Annotated in this window: 14 protein-coding genes; 3 read left to right on the forward strand and 11 right to left on the reverse strand. The window is 48.0% G+C overall.

All coding sequences use genetic code 11. The annotated features are described in order from the left end of the window. Positions 1 to 57: 57 nt before the first annotated feature. Positions 58 to 621 carry a malate synthase gene (locus Q4Q52_RS07200; RefSeq protein ID WP_311990205.1) on the reverse strand — a complete coding sequence of 188 codons (564 nt, stop codon included), beginning with the start codon at positions 619 to 621 and terminating at the stop codon, positions 58 to 60. Between the two features lie 253 nt (positions 622 to 874). Here Q4Q52_RS07200 and Q4Q52_RS07205 point away from each other — a divergent pair, with 253 nt between their 5' ends. Continuing rightward, entirely contained in the window at positions 875 to 2,407 is a 1,533-nt protein-coding gene (locus Q4Q52_RS07205; RefSeq protein ID WP_311990206.1) for a DUF3612 domain-containing protein, read from the forward strand. A 150-nt stretch (positions 2,408 to 2,557) separates the two neighbouring features. On the opposite strand, the gene Q4Q52_RS07210 is transcribed toward Q4Q52_RS07205, so the two are convergent. From Q4Q52_RS07210 to Q4Q52_RS07255, 10 genes are all read right to left on the reverse strand, one after another. Beyond that, a complete protein-coding gene (locus tag Q4Q52_RS07210; RefSeq protein WP_259577597.1) occupies positions 2,558 to 3,805 on the reverse strand; it encodes a glutamate-5-semialdehyde dehydrogenase in 1,248 nt (415 codons plus the stop codon). Positions 3,806 to 3,853: 48 nt separating this feature from the next. Continuing rightward, entirely contained in the window at positions 3,854 to 4,954 is a 1,101-nt protein-coding gene (proB, locus tag Q4Q52_RS07215; protein ID WP_311990207.1) for a glutamate 5-kinase, read from the reverse strand. A gap of 11 nt (positions 4,955 to 4,965) precedes the next feature. Next, complete coding sequence (gene putP, locus Q4Q52_RS07220) at positions 4,966 to 6,462, reverse strand: sodium/proline symporter PutP (RefSeq protein ID WP_311990208.1); 1,497 nt, start codon at positions 6,460 to 6,462, stop codon at positions 4,966 to 4,968. 3 nt (positions 6,463 to 6,465) lie between these two features. Further along, positions 6,466 to 6,642 carry a hypothetical protein gene (locus Q4Q52_RS07225; RefSeq protein ID WP_006079436.1) on the reverse strand — a complete coding sequence of 59 codons (177 nt, stop codon included), beginning with the start codon at positions 6,640 to 6,642 and terminating at the stop codon, positions 6,466 to 6,468. 163 nt (positions 6,643 to 6,805) lie between these two features. After that, a complete protein-coding gene (locus Q4Q52_RS07230) occupies positions 6,806 to 8,878 on the reverse strand; it encodes an FUSC family protein (RefSeq protein ID WP_311990209.1) in 2,073 nt (690 codons plus the stop codon). A 5-nt stretch (positions 8,879 to 8,883) separates the two neighbouring features. Next, positions 8,884 to 9,747: an HlyD family secretion protein gene (locus Q4Q52_RS07235; RefSeq protein ID WP_012090615.1), complete on the reverse strand. Its 864-nt coding sequence runs from the start codon at positions 9,745 to 9,747 to the stop codon at positions 8,884 to 8,886. A gap of 6 nt (positions 9,748 to 9,753) precedes the next feature. Further along, positions 9,754 to 9,954, reverse strand: a complete 201-nt coding sequence (locus Q4Q52_RS07240) for a DUF1656 domain-containing protein (RefSeq protein WP_006079439.1) — start codon at positions 9,952 to 9,954, stop codon at positions 9,754 to 9,756. A 181-nt stretch (positions 9,955 to 10,135) separates the two neighbouring features. After that, a complete protein-coding gene (gene gorA, locus Q4Q52_RS07245) occupies positions 10,136 to 11,491 on the reverse strand; it encodes a glutathione-disulfide reductase (protein ID WP_259562727.1) in 1,356 nt (451 codons plus the stop codon). Positions 11,492 to 11,670: 179 nt separating this feature from the next. After that, positions 11,671 to 12,234 carry a hypothetical protein gene (locus Q4Q52_RS07250; protein WP_311990210.1) on the reverse strand — a complete coding sequence of 188 codons (564 nt, stop codon included), beginning with the start codon at positions 12,232 to 12,234 and terminating at the stop codon, positions 11,671 to 11,673. Positions 12,235 to 12,401: 167 nt separating this feature from the next. Next, positions 12,402 to 13,193, reverse strand: a complete 792-nt coding sequence (locus tag Q4Q52_RS07255; protein ID WP_311990211.1) for a hypothetical protein — start codon at positions 13,191 to 13,193, stop codon at positions 12,402 to 12,404. Positions 13,194 to 13,461: 268 nt separating this feature from the next. Between Q4Q52_RS07255 and prlC the strand changes: the two genes are divergently transcribed. Both prlC and Q4Q52_RS07265 read left to right on the forward strand, forming a co-directional pair. Further along, positions 13,462 to 15,501, forward strand: coding sequence for an oligopeptidase A (prlC, locus tag Q4Q52_RS07260; RefSeq protein ID WP_311990212.1), 2,040 nt, complete (start codon positions 13,462 to 13,464; stop codon positions 15,499 to 15,501). 188 nt (positions 15,502 to 15,689) lie between these two features. Beyond that, positions 15,690 to 16,220, forward strand: a complete 531-nt coding sequence (locus Q4Q52_RS07265; protein WP_006079446.1) for a thioesterase family protein — start codon at positions 15,690 to 15,692, stop codon at positions 16,218 to 16,220. The last annotated feature ends 1 nt before the right edge of the window (position 16,221 follow it).

The raw sequence follows: 16,221 nt of genomic DNA on the forward strand, positions 1-16,221 counted from the left end.
TGAGCTCAGTTCATCTTCTTGGCTAGATAATAAATGGCGAGGTTACAAAGCGTGAAATTATAAATTTACGATACTTTTCAAGTTGTAATCGCTGCCATCCTTTGCGGTAAACAACTTATCTTGGGTGTCGTTGGCGCTAGACATACCCGCATGTAATAGGCTGAGCCAATGGCGCGATGCGGCTGAACGTGACTCTGGTGTTCCGACGACCATGTTTAATGACGTTTCGATTTGGATATCTTCCAGATTGGCAACGTCTCTCGCACCTATCATGCCATTGCGGTCGAAACTGAGTTCAACGTGGCAACCTAGGTCCTGCAACACTATGGCGCAAGGCGCATCTTTAGTGCCGTTAAAGGCCACAAACTGTTTTGGCTGACGTAAACCGCTGTGGCTGCCGTCGGCAAAAAAAGCCAACAGGTGTTGATAGTAAACCACATAGCTGCTCACATCTTGGTGTGAACCAGAGTTGAGTGGAAAGAGGCGGTCGAGGAATTGTTTCGCATTGGCGATCTTCTCGTGCTCGGCGACATTCACTTGGGCCACGGCTAGCACTTCTTCTGCGATGAGGCTGCTTAGATTCGGTTGGATCTGGTTGCTCTTGATAATTGACATATTCATCGCTCGTTCCTCTCACTCTTTCAATTTAAAAAATTCAGGGTTTTGATTTAACTTTTGGCTTATCAAAGTTTGTTTTCAACTTGGCTTGTCCGCTTTAAGTGCTTGCCCGCTTTAAGGGTTAGTGGTTAAGCATTTCTTGAATGGGCTGACTCCGCTGGTTTGCTTGAGTCGTTTCTCGATTGCTTAATTTGTAGTCTAGTCTTTTTTTGACTACAATTTCACAATAAAAATTTTACACTGTGAATTTTACAAAATGCGCAATGACCAGAGCTTGATGAGAAAATCACACTTCCTAGGCACAAAAATACGTAACCTACGGAAACGTAATAACTTAACCATGGAAGATTTGTCAGCACGATGCATTCGAGTCGACGCCGGAAGTGCGCCCTCTGTGTCATATTTGTCGATGATCGAACGTGGCAAGCGTGTGCCGAGTGCCGGAATGCTGGCAGTCATCGCCGCGGTTTTTCAAAAAGATGCCGACTGGTTCCTCGACGATGTGCCCGAAGAGAGCGCTATTACGCCAGATAAGGGCCGCCGTGGCGGCATAAGCGGTATGGCGCTCGAACCTAGCTTTTTGTTTTCCAATGATATTTTGCAAATCGCGATACCAGAAATGTTGTCGCAGACGGGGATCTCAGGTCGGCAGTTTGCCCATTTATTGATCCGCGCCCATCAAGAACACCATCAAAATCATTTCCCCGATCTTGAACGTGCCGCCGAAGACGTCGGTCTCAAACGTATGCCCTTATCTCTGGACGATATGATGGATATCGCTAAGGGCATGGGATTAAAAATCAAGTGGATAGATAGTACGCCGCAGGAAGTGAGCGATGAAATGGGCGTGAGTTCGCGTCAGTTGGTCACCTCATTTATTGAGCCGCCGAGCACGATTTATGTAAATAAAATCCTCAAAAATCGCCCCAACAGACTCAAATATGATTTAGCCGTGCACATAGGTCATTGCGTGTTGCACAACAAAGATGGCCTCAAGAGTGTGATGATTTCAGGTCGCAAATTAGAAGTGGATGAAGAGGCGGGTATGCAGTCCAATACCTTGAACGCGCAGGATATCTTGCATGCGTGGCGCGATTTTGAATCGAGCTTCTTCGCCGGTGCGCTGCTGTGCCCTAAAGTGCCTTATCGCCAATTACTCGACCGCCACGGTTATGAGATTGAAGTACACAAGCAACTGCAAGTGTCAGCCTCAGTCGCCATGCGGCGTATGACTGTCGTCTCTCCTTATCCCCATTGGCATTATTTCGACGCTTACGCACCAGGCAAACTCAAAGCCGTTTACCGTGGTAACGGTATTCCACTACCTTGGGGCAATATGCGGTTAGTGGAAGACCCTTGTCAGCATTGGGCCGTCTTTAGGATGATCAGCGAGCCAACGGTTGGCACTTCGGCACAGATTTCGATTTTAAACGTAGGCAACGAACCACGCATTTACTGTTGCGAGTCAATTAAGGTCGAAGATTCGGCAGGCAACCCGCATGTCCTCTGTGCCGGTATTGATTTAAATCCGGCGATTGAAGCCCAAGGCAAAGATGCTCTCTCAATCGCTCACGATTTGAAAGATGCCTGTGTCGCCAGTGGCGGTTCAGTCACTATTCCAAAACACATTAAAAGCGATCTGGTGAGCGTCGCAAAAATCCTCAATATAAACTGGATAGAGCGCGGGATCAAAAACGACGCCCGCCTGATTTGCTCCCGCGGCGCAGTCTGCCCACGCCAACCGAGTTGCTATCAAGCCGGTAAATCACAGTGTGATGGAGTAGCGTAAAGGATGTCGCGGGAAGTTTTATAAAGGATTTAGTGAGTGGTTGCTATTAAGCACTCTTATTTCACTGTTGCCATAAAAAAGCCCCGAAGTATTTTGCTTCAGGGCTTTCGATTTTTGTGTTCACGTATTGGGTCGTTAAGGCGGTAACTATTACGCCCGCACTTGGCCTGTACCTGAGACTAAATACTTCTCAGCGGTCAAGGACTCGAGTCCCATTGGGCCGTAGGCATGTAGCTTAGAGGTTGCGATGCCGATTTCGGCGCCAAGACCGAGTTCGCTGCCGTCGGAGAAGCGCGAAGAAGCATTGACCATCACCACTGAAGCATCGACTGCACGTTGGAAGCGTGCGGCGGTTACTTCGTTTTCGGTGCAAATCACTTCGGTGTGCTGGCTACCAAAACGGGCAATGTGTTGGATTGCATGGTCGAAGTGATCGACTTGGCGAATGGCGATTTCGAGATCTAAATACTCTTGGCCGAAATCGTCTTCTTCCATATAAGTACAGTTTTCAAAATAGCCACCGGATTGGGTACAAGCATTGATTTTAACCTTATGCTCGGCCAGCGCTTTGGCCACTTTAGGCAGGAATTGCGCGGCAATTTCTTGGTGTACTAATAGGGCTTCGAGGGCATTACACACGCCTGTGCGCTGGGTTTTACCGTTGAGCAGTAAGTCCAAAGCAATATCCAGATCGGCATCTTTATCGACGTATAAATGACACACGCCTTTAAAATGCTGGATCACTGGGATTTTACTGTTGTCAGTCACAAATTGAATCAAGCCTTCGCCACCACGGGGAATGATCACATCGATATAATCCCGCTGCTGCATCAGTTCTAACATGAGGGCGCGATCTGGGTCGGGCACTACAGTGATTAACGCCTCGGGTAAGCCGTATTGTTTCAATACGCTTTGCAAAATAGTGGCGATAATTTTACTGGTGTGCAGCGCCTCTTTACCACCGCGCAAAATCACGGCATTACCGGATTTAAAGCACAGGGCACCTGCATCGGCGGTAACATTCGGACGCGCTTCATAAATCATACAAACTACGCCTAATGGCACGCGCATCTTGCTGATGGATAAGCCGTTAGGTCGTTGACCAATATAACGTTCATTGCCAATGGGATCGGGCAAGGCAGCGATGGTTTCAATGCCTACTGCCATGGCTTCTACGCGTTCTGGTGTTAGCGTTAAGCGGTCGAGCATTGCGGGGGCAACGTTATCGGCTGTTGCTCTGTGTAGGTCAATCAAGTTAGCGCTTTGGATTTCGTAGGACTTTTCACGTAATGAACGCGCCATGTCGAGGAGTACAGTATTTTTAAGCTGTTCGTCGACTTGGGCGAGAATAAGAGCCGCTTTGGCAGCTTCTTGAGATAAGTTTTTGATTAAAGTCATATTTACTCCGCTTAGATGTTTACTCGCTTAGTTTTATTCGGCTGATGCTTATTCGAGAATGGCGATGTTTTTCTCGGAAATGATCGGTCCAGTCTTTTGCTGAAATTCACTGGCAAACTCGCGATCGTCTTGGTCCGTAATAAAGCTAAGTAAACAACTGCTGTAATTGGATTTGGCCTTGGCCAATTTAGTACCATCACCTTTGCGTACTAAAATGGTGTCACCGGCAGAAAAGTCCCCGTTGATGGCAACGACATCGTCGCTGGTCAATTGCTCGCTATGGATGTCGAGGGAGATATTAAAGTCATTTTCAACAATGACTTCGCCCTGAGCCTGCGAGGTATGTGTCATCCAGTGCAGATGTTCTTGCATGGGTTTTTCATGGGAAGTGAAGAGTGTGCCCGGATTTTGACCCTTCAACAGTTGGTTGAATGAGTCAGCATCGAAACCATTGATGATAAAGGTTTCAATCCCGTGGGAAATCGCCTTCTTGGCGGCTTGTATCTTAGTCCGCATACCACCTGTGCCGACGGCACTGCTGGCGCCGCCTGCCATGGCGTAGATTTCGGCATTAATCTCGTTCACTTGCTTGATAAGCTGTGCATCGGGATTTTCATGGGGGTTTTGTGTGTAAAGCCCGTTCACATCTGAACAGATAATCAGGGTATCGGCATCGGCCGCCGCGGCTACCATGGCTGAGAGATTATCGTTATCGCCAACTTTGAGCTTGTCGGCGGTGACGGCATCGTTCTCGTTGATGATAGGCAGTAGCCCATGTTCGAGTAGGCTGAAAATCGTATCTTTAATACTGATGTAACGATCTCGGTTGCGTAAATCACCGTGGGTTAACAGTAGCTGTGCGGTCGGGAAATCAAATAACTTGTTCCATGTGGCCATCATATCGGCCTGACCTGCTGCTGCCATGGCTTTCTTCACTGTGACGCTAGGTTTATCAACCTCGCCAAAGTGATGCCATCCCGCGGCGACTGAGCCCGAAGAGACCAAGACAACTTGGATCCCTTGGGCACGACAATAAGTAATAAATTGGGCAATGCCGAGTAAGTAGTGACTGCTGCAACCTTGTTTGTGGGGTGCAATCAGGGCACTACCTACCTTAACGACAATGCGTTTCCAGGGTAAGTCAGTCATACCTGCGCGCCTCATCTGTCTTCGGCTAAAACACGGCCAGCCTTATGGAATAATTTAGTGGTTTTGGCACAGGGATCAGTATCGAGTAACGAGACTATCCAAATCACCACACTGCTCACGGCAAAGCCGGGGATCATTTCATACACCACTGTGGTTAAGGCTTGTCCATCTGCCAATACCGGGGCATAAATCCAAAACAACACTGTAGCTGCGCCTGACACTATGCCGGCAATCGCGGCTTTGTGGGTTAGGTTCGCTTTATACAAGCTAAACAAAACTAACGGACCGAAGGCGGCACCGAATCCTGCCCATGCATTACTCACCAGTGATAGCACACTGCTAGAACGATCGAGCGCCAGTAGACTCGCGACAATTGCTACGCCTGCTACGCCAAAGCGTCCCATTTTCACCATGTCTTTCTCGGTAGATTCTTTCTTCGACATCACGCGATAGATATCTTCCGTTAGCGAGCTTGATGACACTAATAGCTGCGATGAAATGGTGCTCATGATCGCGGCCAGAATGGCGGCCAGTAAGAAGCCACTAATGATCGGATGGAACAACAACTCAGAAAACACGATAAAGATGGTTTCAGGATCGGTCAGCTTCATACCAAATTTATTGGCGTAAGCGATACCAACAAGACCTGTTGCCAGTGCACCCACAATGGTCACTGTCATCCAGCCCATACCTATGTGTCTGGCGGTTTTAATGTCAGCTACTGAACGAATCGCCATAAAACGCACAATAATATGCGGTTGGCCAAAGTAACCGAGTCCCCAAGATAAGCTTGAGATAAGCCCTAACATAGTGACGTTTTGCATCGCATCGGTGAAGTGTGGAATCGACTGATACGCAAAGTTCAACATAGTGTCAGCGCTGGTAAATTCTTGATATGCCACGACAGGAACTAAGACTAAGGCGACAAACATAATACAGCCTTGGACAAAGTCAGTGAGGCTCACTGCCAAGAATCCGCCTAACAGGGTATAAGAAACCACAACCGCTAGTGTGACGACTAAACCTATGTCGTAGTTCAGGCCAAATGCTGACTCAAACAATTTACCGCCAGCCACTAAACCTGCTGAGGTATACAAGGTAAAGAAGATCACAATGATCACGGCCGAAATAATACGGATACTGCCGTTGGCATTGCCGAAGCGTTTAGCAAAAAACTCCGGGATAGTGAGGGCGTTGTCCGCCACCTCGGTATAAACCCTAAGTTTTGGTGCAACGACCAAGTAATTGATTAGAGCACCAATCAATAGCCCAAGTGCGATGTAAATGGTTTCGAAACCAACCAAAAACATAGCGCCGGGAAGGCCCATTAGCATCCAGCCACTCATGTCAGACGCACCCGCTGAGAGTGCGGTGACCTGTGGACTTACCTTACGGCCGCCAAGAATATAGCCTGACACATCGCTGGTGGATTTTTTGTAAGCGAATAAGCCAATGGCGAGCATAACGATAAAGTAGATAGCTAAGGAAATGTAAGCGAGGTAATTCATTGATTATTTTTCTCCTAACGCTTTGTTATTTTGAATAATACTCGGTTTCAAAATGACAAAGAGATAGGTGCTTAATATTGCAAGTAAACACATAAACTGCATTGATTCCTTAGCGTGTAATCGGGTAAAGCTTGCTACTTGCGAGATGAGATTTTCCTCTGGTGGGTTCTCCGTAGACATAATTTCTCCTTGGTTGATAATTGAATTTATATCACCAATATAGTTAGTTATCTAACTATATTAAGGCATTTTATCGGCCAAATATCAAGCTTCTATTGGATTTAAATGGTTTTGGTGGCAGTAAAAGAGTGGCTTTTGGGGCGGGAAATAGTTTGAGAACTGACTATTTTTCTGAGGTGTTTTTCTGCTCGGCGATACTGTGGGCAGTGCGTTCGAAGGTTAAAGTGATGCGTTCAAACATCCCAATAATCATAGTAAATTGTTCGTGGGGTAACGGACATTGGGCCAGCGCTTGTAATAAGGCCTCGCTGCTGATTTTAAACTCTTCTGCGACTTGTCCGTGGGCGCAGGCGATAAATGCCTGACCTAAATTGTGTTGCCAGAGGTTGAGTGCATTTTCTAAGCCTAAGTTTAAGTGCGTATCTGAAATTCCCTGCAACATGCGCCGCATCCGAATCGACACATGGCCCAGATTAAGCGCCGTAAACACCAGATCGGTAAATACCCTCGAACTCTTGCCCGAGCCTTTTTCATAACTGGCGATCCGCAGCAGTCGATCGCCCATGCGGGCGTTAAACCAAGGCTCAGGATCATCATGCTGCGCGATATGCACCAGATCTTTTTGGATGGATTGCAGCAGACGATATTGCATCAACCGCTGGCTAGGTTCGGTAATCAATTTAAACAACCAATACAGCACAGTAACGCCAACAAAAATTGCTAAGGCATTGCTGACGGTGTTTTCTATCGCAAATGAAATGGTATTGCTGGGCTGCACTAACACAGCAAACGGCACGCAAATGCCGAGCCCATAGGGCAAGGTCGGTCGATTCGCCAAGGCGAGTAAGCCGATAAAAAACGGCCCAGCGAGCACTAAAACCAGGATTTCGAAATCGCCGCTACTCTGTGCCAGCAAAGGTAAAGCGTAAAACACTGTGAGGGGTGCCGCGATAGTGATGCCGACAAGAATACGGCGCAAAATCGTGGTTAACATTGGCAGTGGTTGGCGCGCCATCATGATGGAAAAGACCACGGGCAGCAGGATCATCATGAGGACCGCGCTCGACCCTGTGCCAATCCACAATGAAGCCCCAATGACAAACACCGCCATGCTGCGCAGGCCCGTGGTAACGCCTATTAATGGATCTCGGTGAAACTCCATCGGCGGCGCGTTGAGCTGCACCGCAGAATGACTGGTCAGCACGTTGTAGCTCTTGAGCACCATGATCAGATCGGCGCTTAATTCCATCGCGACTTTGAGTAAGCGCGTCTCTAACGGCGCGCGGTCGCGGTATTGCATCAGGTTTTGCTGGAGTTGATACCTCAAGGTGCGCGCCATTTTGTAGCATTCTTGGTAATCACTCGATTGCGCCATCAAGGTAAAACTACTGCGCATATTGGCTAAGGATTTCGCGAGTGGTTCGCTAACAAGATGGGAATGATTACGTTGCAGCCGGCCAAATATTTGGATTGCCGCCAATAGCGAAAGAGTTTTATTGCAGAGAAAGTTCGCCGCATGGCTCTGCCCGCGTCCTTCGGGGCCTTCATAAATCACTGCGCTGGAGTCGTCACTCAGCGCCGATACTGACTCCATAATCGTGTCGATATGTTCATGGCGACTCGCATGTTTCCCCTGTAAATCGAGTTCTAATGCAAGATAGTTAAGCGTATGATTAATGGTGTTTTTAGCATGCAATTGTAGACTATGTTTTACCTTGGTCGGCCAAAGTAGCGAGCTGACTAAAACGGCGCAAATCGCCCCGACGACAATCTCGCTGATCCTCGACTGTGCCACATCGAATATTTTTGCACTATCGGCCGTGCTTGGGCTTGCCATCACAATGAGCACTATCAAGCAGGCGGTCATGCCCGCCATAGCAAAGGCATAGACAAAGTTTTGCTGGCGTACCATGGCCGACAACCCAGAATTTAGCCCTATCCAGCAGGCGAGTAATCCTAAGGCGAGTTCGGGATAGGGCGTAAACCAGTTGAGTATGGCAATCCCCGCGAGCGCGCCGACTAAGGTGCCGCCGATTTGGCATAAGCCCTTTTCGATCACGAGCCCGCTTTCAGGGCGGATTTGCAGAAATACCGCCGACACCAGCGCCCAATATGGTCGTTCTAGATTTAAGAACATGGCCACATATAAGGCGAGCGCCATCGAGATCACGCCCTTAATCGCGAAGATGAGGGTTCGTCGGTCTGGAAAGAATAAACTCTTCAGTAACAGCGCCATAATGACTATTTGTCAGTTTGTAGCTGGATGGAAACTGTCATGCCGACGCTCAGCTCTATGTCCTTAGGAATGCTATCTAGCTGAATATCGACCGGAATACGTTGCGACAACCTCACCCAATTAAAGGTTTGGCCGATTTGCGGCAATAACTGTCCATTAGTAGTGACATTAGTATTGGCGATTGCTTTACCTATGCTGGTCACTTTGCCATGCAAGACATGGCCGCCACTCATCAGGCTGACATCGGCGTTTTGACCTATGTGAACCAAGGGGATTTTGGTTTCTTCAAAATAGCCTGTGATATAGAGGGAGTCTTGTTTGACCAGCGAAAATACCGAGTTGCCTTTGCTGACATAGTTACCATTACGCAGACTTAAATTGATCAGAGTGCCATTTTCGGGAGCGTGAATTTGCGTTCGCGCTAAGTCAATTTTGGCGGTGTTCAATTGCGCCTGTGCGAGTTCATAACTGGTTCTTGCCAGTTCAGTATTGATAAAGGCTTCGTCGAAGGTTTCTTTGCTAACTAAGTTGTCATTGGTCAAACCGATACGACGTTTGTACTTATGTTTTGCCAGTTCCCATGCCAATTTTTGACTTTCCGCTTTGGCATTCAATTCGGCAATTGTGGCCTTGTAGCGGGTATCGTCCACAGTGAACAACACATCACCCTTATTGACGACTTGATTGTCTTTTACATTCAGTTGGTTCACCCAACCGGACACATCTGGCGCTATGGTAATGATTTCGGCGCGAACTCGGCCGTCGCGGGTCCAAGGAGAATAAAGGTAGTGTGACCATATCCAATGTCCCGCGATACCTGCAACCGCGACCACAATGAGGGTGAGGCTGATACGAAAGATTTTTCCCATGAACAATCAACTCCCAAGCAAGTAAATGACCAACGCCAGATAGCAGATAAACAGCCCAACTTCGAACCAAGCTTCGCGCCACAGCTTGTGATAGAGCCCAGTTTGATAGAGTACCAAGCGAGTGATGCAGGAAAGCAGAAAAGCTAAGGGGATAAAGATAATTAATGGACTAAATAACAAACCATCGAACGCGAGTTCTTTAAGCATTACGCTATTTATCCCGATGACAGTGGCGCAGCGATAACCGCGCTATGTGTTTAAAATGCAAAGTACTCAGTCGAGATTATAGGAAAGTCGCGTGAGAGTTAATGATTTTATGCTATCTATGATCAATTAGGGCCAGCATTAGCTGGCCCTAAATATGATGAAATCAAAGCAAAAATCGCTTTTACCTCATAGTAACGAACTCTTCGGCGCCCGTTGGGTGGATAGCAACAACCGCATCGAAATCGGCCTTAGTTGCACCCATTTTCATGGCGACGCCGAAACCTTGAAGGATTTCGTCCATACCAAAACCAATACCATGAATACCGACGACTTTTTCGTCCTTGCCAGCGCAGACTAACTTCATCTTACAGGCTTGGCGATGGGCCGTGACGGCGGTGTACATTGAGGTAAACGTCGAGGTATACACTTTGACGTTATCGTCGCCGTATTGAGTACGGGCTTCTGGTTCGGTCAAGCCCATAGTGCCGATTGGTGGATGGCTGAATACAACGGTTGGGATCAGGCTGTAATCCATTTTGGCATCTGTCATACCGTTAAATAAACGCTCGGATAACAAACGGCCCGCTTTAACCGCAACTGGGGTGAGCTCTACGCCGCCCGCCATAATGTCACCGACACAGTAAATCCCTTTGTGGGTCGTATTTTGCTGCTCGTCAGTGATGACATAGCCTTTGCTATCTACTTGCACTTCGGTGTTTTCTAAGCCGATATTGCCCGTCGCTGGTGAACGGCCAATTGCCCAAATTAGGCAATCGACTGTGATGCTTTCACCGTTCTCTAAGCTTAATGTCAGGCTGTCATCGGCATTTTTAACCACAGCTTTTGGTACGCTATGGGTGTGCAATGTTGGGCCTTCGGTCGCCATGGCTTCAACGAGGGCATCGACTAAGATGGGGTCAAAGTTACGCAGCGGCGCATGTTTACGCACTAATAAGTGAGTTTCACTGCCCAGAGCGTGTAACACGCCAGCGACTTCAACGGCGATATAGCCTGCACCTACAACGGCAACGCGCTTTGGTTGCTCACGCAGAGCGAAGAAACCATCGGAATCGATACCGTATTCGGCACCAGGAATGTTCGGAATAGTCGGCGCGCCGCCAGTGGCGATGAGGATGTTATCGGCAGTGTAATGTTCGCCGTCCACTTCAATAGTGTTGCCATCGACAAAACGGCCGTAGCCATTTAACAGGGTCACTTTGTTGTTGGCAAAACCACGGCCGTAGGCATCATGAATGCGGCCAATGTAGGCTTCGCGGTTCTCGACCAAGGTATTCCAATCGAATTTATTAACAGTGACGTCGAAACCATAATCTTTGGCGTAAAGGTTCATCGCTTCGGCAACATGGGCGCCATACCACATGACTTTTTTCGGCACACAGCCTACGTTTACACAGGTGCCACCTACGTGTTTGGCTTCGATGAGTAGAACCTTAGCGCCACGCATTGCTGCTCGGTTTGCTGAGGCGATACCGCCGCTGCCTGCGCCTAGGCAGATATAGTCAAAATGTTGAGCCATGAGTTTCTCCGTCTTACTTCAAGGATGAGATGCTTTACAGCAGAAGGTCATTGTAGGGGGGTTTGCGATAACAGACCAGCCCATTGCATGACTAACGCATAAGACCGTACTTTGACTGAAAAAGATCCCGAGCTTTACACTTACCTGAACTGGGCATTAGCTGTTCATCGGGTGGGCGTCTAGCGGCGATATTGGCAATTAGAGTGATCGTTTTGAGCTGGACCTTCTACGCCACATTTCAAACATTGCCATTCCTTTTGGCGGGCGCTGAGTTCGTCGGCTTGATACGTAGCGGTGTTATCTTGCTGGCCGCCCAGTTGTGCTTCTAACTGATCCATACGTTTATCGAGCCAGCGGCAGTTGGGATCATTGGCTACGTGTTCACGGCCGGCAAGTTGTTGCTTGCGGCTGAGTTTTTTACTCTTAGAAGCTTTGGTCGATTGCGTGGCTTTAGTTGATTTAGTGGCTTTGGATGGCTCAGCTGGCGTGAGAGTGGGAGCCGAATACTCGAAACTGCTTTGCACTTGGTTAGGCAGATTAATCGGTTTGCCCTCACTGTCGAGCAAGGTGCCTAGGGGCAAAGGCGCGGTTTGTGTCGATTGTAGTAAGGACTCTAGACTCGGTTCAGATTCAGGCTCAAGTTCAAGTAATTGCCGTGCGTCAGCCGAGTGTATGACTGGGAGTGAAAGTAGAAGTAAGGCAATAACGGCGGTGCGGATGAGATAAAAGTGCTGGGCTAACATTCCCTGTTCCTCGGTAAAATCGATATGAATGGTGAGTCGTTCCGTCGACGTTTTGAGTGTAGTTAGTGAGCGTTATTTTGCCAAATGGAGTGGGATAAATTGACTGAGGAAGGTTGTAATACTGAGCTAAAAACACTGAGCTAAAAACCACAGCGCTAAGAATGGAGTTAAAACGTCATCGCAAAGTGGATGCCTGCATAGGTCTCATCTTGCGAGCTCATATCGCCATTCGCCATCGCTTCTTGCTCAATATCTCCTTGGGCAATACTGTGGCTGATGTGACCATCGATACTCATGTAGGATGACAGCTGATAACTGGCTTCGAGGCCAAATTGCAGGTTATTGCGGCCATCGTGTTCTTCTGTGCGGTATTTAAAATCAAACCCTTGAGTTATGTATGGCGTGAGGCTAAGTTGATCTGTGACATGCCAATAACTGTGTAAACTCACTTCAACAAAGTAACCCGCCGCCTCGGTGGAATAGACATAACTTGTCGATGGTACTAGCCAAGGTTCAGCTGTGTAAGCGAGTTCGGCAAATAGCTCGTTATCGTGGCAACGGCTATTGCTGTAGCCTTCAATGCGTTGATAACCCACATTAGCCTCTAGGTTTTCGGCCACATCGAACCCATATTCAAGGCCGATATTCCACTCAGTGTAGGCTTGGCTATCGCCGCGGCCAACTAAAGCGTAGACGGTGATATTGTCTTGCTGGACTGCGGTATTCAGCCAATAGATGCCGCCATCTTGCAGATTATTGCGACCCTGTGAGACGTATTGACTGTCCCAACCTAAATCCAGTGTTACAGCTAAGGCTTGGCTATTCTGGCTGGGCAATCCTGCGCTTGAAATGCTCTCGATGCTCTCGATGCTCTCATTGGCGAATGCGTTGTCACTCAAGCCGTTGATGCCTAAAGTGCAGAGGATGCTCGCCATCAGTTTTACTGAGTGTGTTGCCATATTTTTGCTGATTTAGGTAGAAATGCGTTTGTTAAGGCGAGAATACCTTCCCCATAGATAAGTGTTAATGCGAATTGATTCGATTTGCGATCAAGCCGACAATAATGCTTAGGTACATTAAGCGTAAATGCTAAATGCGAACGAGTTCACTTTTTTTAAGCAGAAATAGCGTTAGCAAGGCGTTCGAAGGGGGCAATCGGTTTTCTTGCCTTGATAAATAGCCCGTTAGCCCTTATCTATAAGTGATACAGATTGTTGAGGAGTCAATATGAGCAACCCTTTGCTTAGCGGCGCAAAATTACCGCTTTTTTCACAGATTAAACCGGAACATATTCAAGTCGCCGTTGAGCATGCCATTGCTCAGTGCCGCACTAAGATTGATCAAGTGCTGCAGAATCAAGGTCCTTACACTTGGGACAACTTGGTCGCGCCACTAGAACAGGTTGACGATGAGCTGAGCCAAATTTGGTCGCCCGTTTCTCATATGAATTCAGTGACCAGCACAGATGAATGGCGCGCTGCTCATGATGCTTGTTTGCCGCTATTGTCGGAATACGGCACCTATGTTGGTCAACACCAAGGTTTGTATCAAGCCTATAAAGCCCTGCGTGCATCGAATGAATTTACACAATTAAGCCAAGCCCAGCAGAAGGTGATTGAACACAGCCTGCGCGATTTTGAACTATCGGGTATTGGCTTAGATGACGCGCAAAAAGTGCGTTATGGCGAAATGGTCAAACGTCTTTCTGAACTCACCAGTGGCTTTTCGAATCAATTACTGGATGCGACCCAAGCTTGGACTAAGTTGATCACAGATGAAGCTGAGCTTGCGGGCCTGCCAGAGTCTGCCAAAGCCGCCGCTAAGGCGATGGCCGATGCGCGTGAGTTAGACGGTTGGTTGTTTACCTTAGATTTCCCTTCTTATTTACCTGTCATGACTTACAGTGAAAACCGCAGTCTTCGGGAAGAGTGTTACCGCGCCTTCGTTACGCGCGCCTCGGATCAAGGCCCTAATGCTGGCGAGTTTGATAACAGCCCGCTGATGGACGAAATCCTTGCTTTGCGCCACGAACTCGCATTGTTACTCGGTTTTGACAGTTTTGCCGACAAATCCCTAGCGACGAAAATGGCTGAAACGCCAGCGCAGGTGATGGCATTTTTAAACGAGTTAGCGCTGCGCTCAAAGGATCAAGCTAAGGCAGAAGTGGCCGAGCTGAGAGCTTTTGCCGAGACGGAATACGGCGTGAGCGAAATGGCCTCTTGGGACTTAAGTTTCTATGCCGAGAAGTTGCAGCAGCATAAGTATGAGATTTCACAGGAAATCCTGCGTCCTTACTTCCCTGAAGATAAAGTGCTCTCGGGTTTGTTCTACACAGTATCGCGTTTGTTCGGCCTTAAAATCGTTGAGCAAAAAGACCTTGATCGTTGGCATAAAGACGTGCGTTTCTTCGATATTTTCGACGAAACTGACGAACACAGAGGCAGTTTTTACCTCGACTTATATGCCCGCACAGGTAAACGTGGCGGTGCTTGGATGGATGACTGCCGTGTTCGCCGTCAAACCGCCGATGGATTGCAAAAGCCAGTGGCCTATTTGACCTGTAACTTTAATGGTCCGGTCGATGGCAAACCTGCGCTATTCACCCACGATGAAGTGACGACCCTGTTCCACGAATTTGGCCATGGTATCCACCACATGCTGACCAAAATCGATGTTGCAGGCGTGTCGGGTATCAATGGTGTGCCTTGGGATGCGGTCGAGTTACCGAGCCAATTTATGGAAAACTGGTGCTGGCAGGAAGAAGCCTTAGCCGAAATTTCTGGTCACTTCGAAACGGGTGAGCCATTACCTAAAGCCTTGTTAGATAAGATGCTGGCGGCGAAAAACTTCCAATCTGGCATGATGATGCTGCGCCAACTCGAGTTCTCGCTATTCGATTTTAGAATGCACCACGAATACGACCCCGCTAAAGGCGCGCGCATTCAAGAAACCTTAGACGAAGTGCGTCGTCAGGTCGCCGTATTAACGCCGCCAGACTTTAACCGTTTCCAACATGGTTTTGCCCACATTTTTGCGGGCGGTTATGCCGCGGGTTATTACAGCTATAAATGGGCAGAAGTGCTGTCGGCGGATGCGTTTTCTCGCTTCGAAGAGGAAGGGATTTTCAACCCTGAAACGGGTCGTCGCTTCCTGCACAATATCCTCGAAATGGGTGGCTCAGCCGAACCTATGGACTTGTTTAAACAGTTTATGGGACGTGAGCCGAATATCGATGCCCTGTTAAGACATTCGGGCATTGCGGCATAGATTTAATGCGTAAGCTATTGCGATAAAAGATAAACTTGCCAATTTTAACTGGCTGGTTATCTCAGACCAATGAGCTTAGTTGAACGATAAAAAGACGCCTTAGGGCGTCTTTTTTGTGATCTGATTCACGCTTGCCCTGTGGTATGACCTCTGTTAGCCTGTGGCTCTTATTCCAAGGGCGACTCGTTATGAATCTGTATTTTCGTTTGTTTTGGTTGTTATTTTGGCGCACGCGTCACTGCCGTAAAATTGATTTTCTAGGCACAAGCCGTATCACTTATCGTGCTTTACCGAGCGATTGCGATATCAATTTCCATCTGACTAACTCCCGCTATCCCGCGTTTATGGATCTGGCGCGGACTTATATGTTGGCCGAGATGGGTCTACTGAAACGTTTCTTAAAGTTGAAGTGGATGCCGATAGTTAACGCCGCCGAATTTACCTATATTCGCGATATCAAGCCGCTAAAAACCTTTGAAATTGAAACCAAAGTCGTCGGTTGGGATGAGAAATATTTCTATATTGAACAACGCTTTGTGAGCGAACGTGGCCTACATTGTATCGTGCATGTGCGCGGCGTGTTCGTGTGCAAAGGTAAGCAAGTGCCGCTAGATGTGTTAGTGAAAGAGGCGGGTTATACCGATGCTGCACCTGAGTTGCCGCCAGAAGTCGTGAAGTGGAAAGCGTTCTTGCAGTTGAAGAAAGAACGCAATATGTGAT

The sequence above is a fragment of the Shewanella sp. SP1S2-4 genome, assembly GCF_031932075.1.
Classification (GTDB): domain Bacteria; phylum Pseudomonadota; class Gammaproteobacteria; order Enterobacterales; family Shewanellaceae; genus Shewanella; species Shewanella baltica.

Excerpts from the sequence above, each read along its gene's own strand:
- Q4Q52_RS07200 (WP_311990205.1), bottom strand. The coding sequence starts at position 621 with ATGAATATGTCAATTATCAAGAGCAACCAGATCCAACCGAATCTAAGC.
- Q4Q52_RS07205 (WP_311990206.1), top strand. The coding sequence starts at position 875 with ATGCGCAATGACCAGAGCTTGATGAGAAAATCACACTTCCTAGGCACA.
- Q4Q52_RS07210 (WP_259577597.1), bottom strand. The coding sequence starts at position 3,805 with ATGACTTTAATCAAAAACTTATCTCAAGAAGCTGCCAAAGCGGCTCTT.
- proB (WP_311990207.1), bottom strand. The coding sequence starts at position 4,954 with ATGACTGACTTACCCTGGAAACGCATTGTCGTTAAGGTAGGTAGTGCC.
- putP (WP_311990208.1), bottom strand. The coding sequence starts at position 6,462 with ATGAATTACCTCGCTTACATTTCCTTAGCTATCTACTTTATCGTTATG.
- Q4Q52_RS07225 (WP_006079436.1), bottom strand. The coding sequence starts at position 6,642 with ATGTCTACGGAGAACCCACCAGAGGAAAATCTCATCTCGCAAGTAGCA.
- Q4Q52_RS07230 (WP_311990209.1), bottom strand. The coding sequence starts at position 8,878 with ATGGCGCTGTTACTGAAGAGTTTATTCTTTCCAGACCGACGAACCCTC.
- Q4Q52_RS07235 (WP_012090615.1), bottom strand. The coding sequence starts at position 9,747 with ATGGGAAAAATCTTTCGTATCAGCCTCACCCTCATTGTGGTCGCGGTT.
- Q4Q52_RS07240 (WP_006079439.1), bottom strand. The coding sequence starts at position 9,954 with ATGCTTAAAGAACTCGCGTTCGATGGTTTGTTATTTAGTCCATTAATT.
- gorA (WP_259562727.1), bottom strand. The coding sequence starts at position 11,491 with ATGGCTCAACATTTTGACTATATCTGCCTAGGCGCAGGCAGCGGCGGT.
- Q4Q52_RS07250 (WP_311990210.1), bottom strand. The coding sequence starts at position 12,234 with ATGTTAGCCCAGCACTTTTATCTCATCCGCACCGCCGTTATTGCCTTA.
- Q4Q52_RS07255 (WP_311990211.1), bottom strand. The coding sequence starts at position 13,193 with ATGGCAACACACTCAGTAAAACTGATGGCGAGCATCCTCTGCACTTTA.
- prlC (WP_311990212.1), top strand. The coding sequence starts at position 13,462 with ATGAGCAACCCTTTGCTTAGCGGCGCAAAATTACCGCTTTTTTCACAG.
- Q4Q52_RS07265 (WP_006079446.1), top strand. The coding sequence starts at position 15,690 with ATGAATCTGTATTTTCGTTTGTTTTGGTTGTTATTTTGGCGCACGCGT.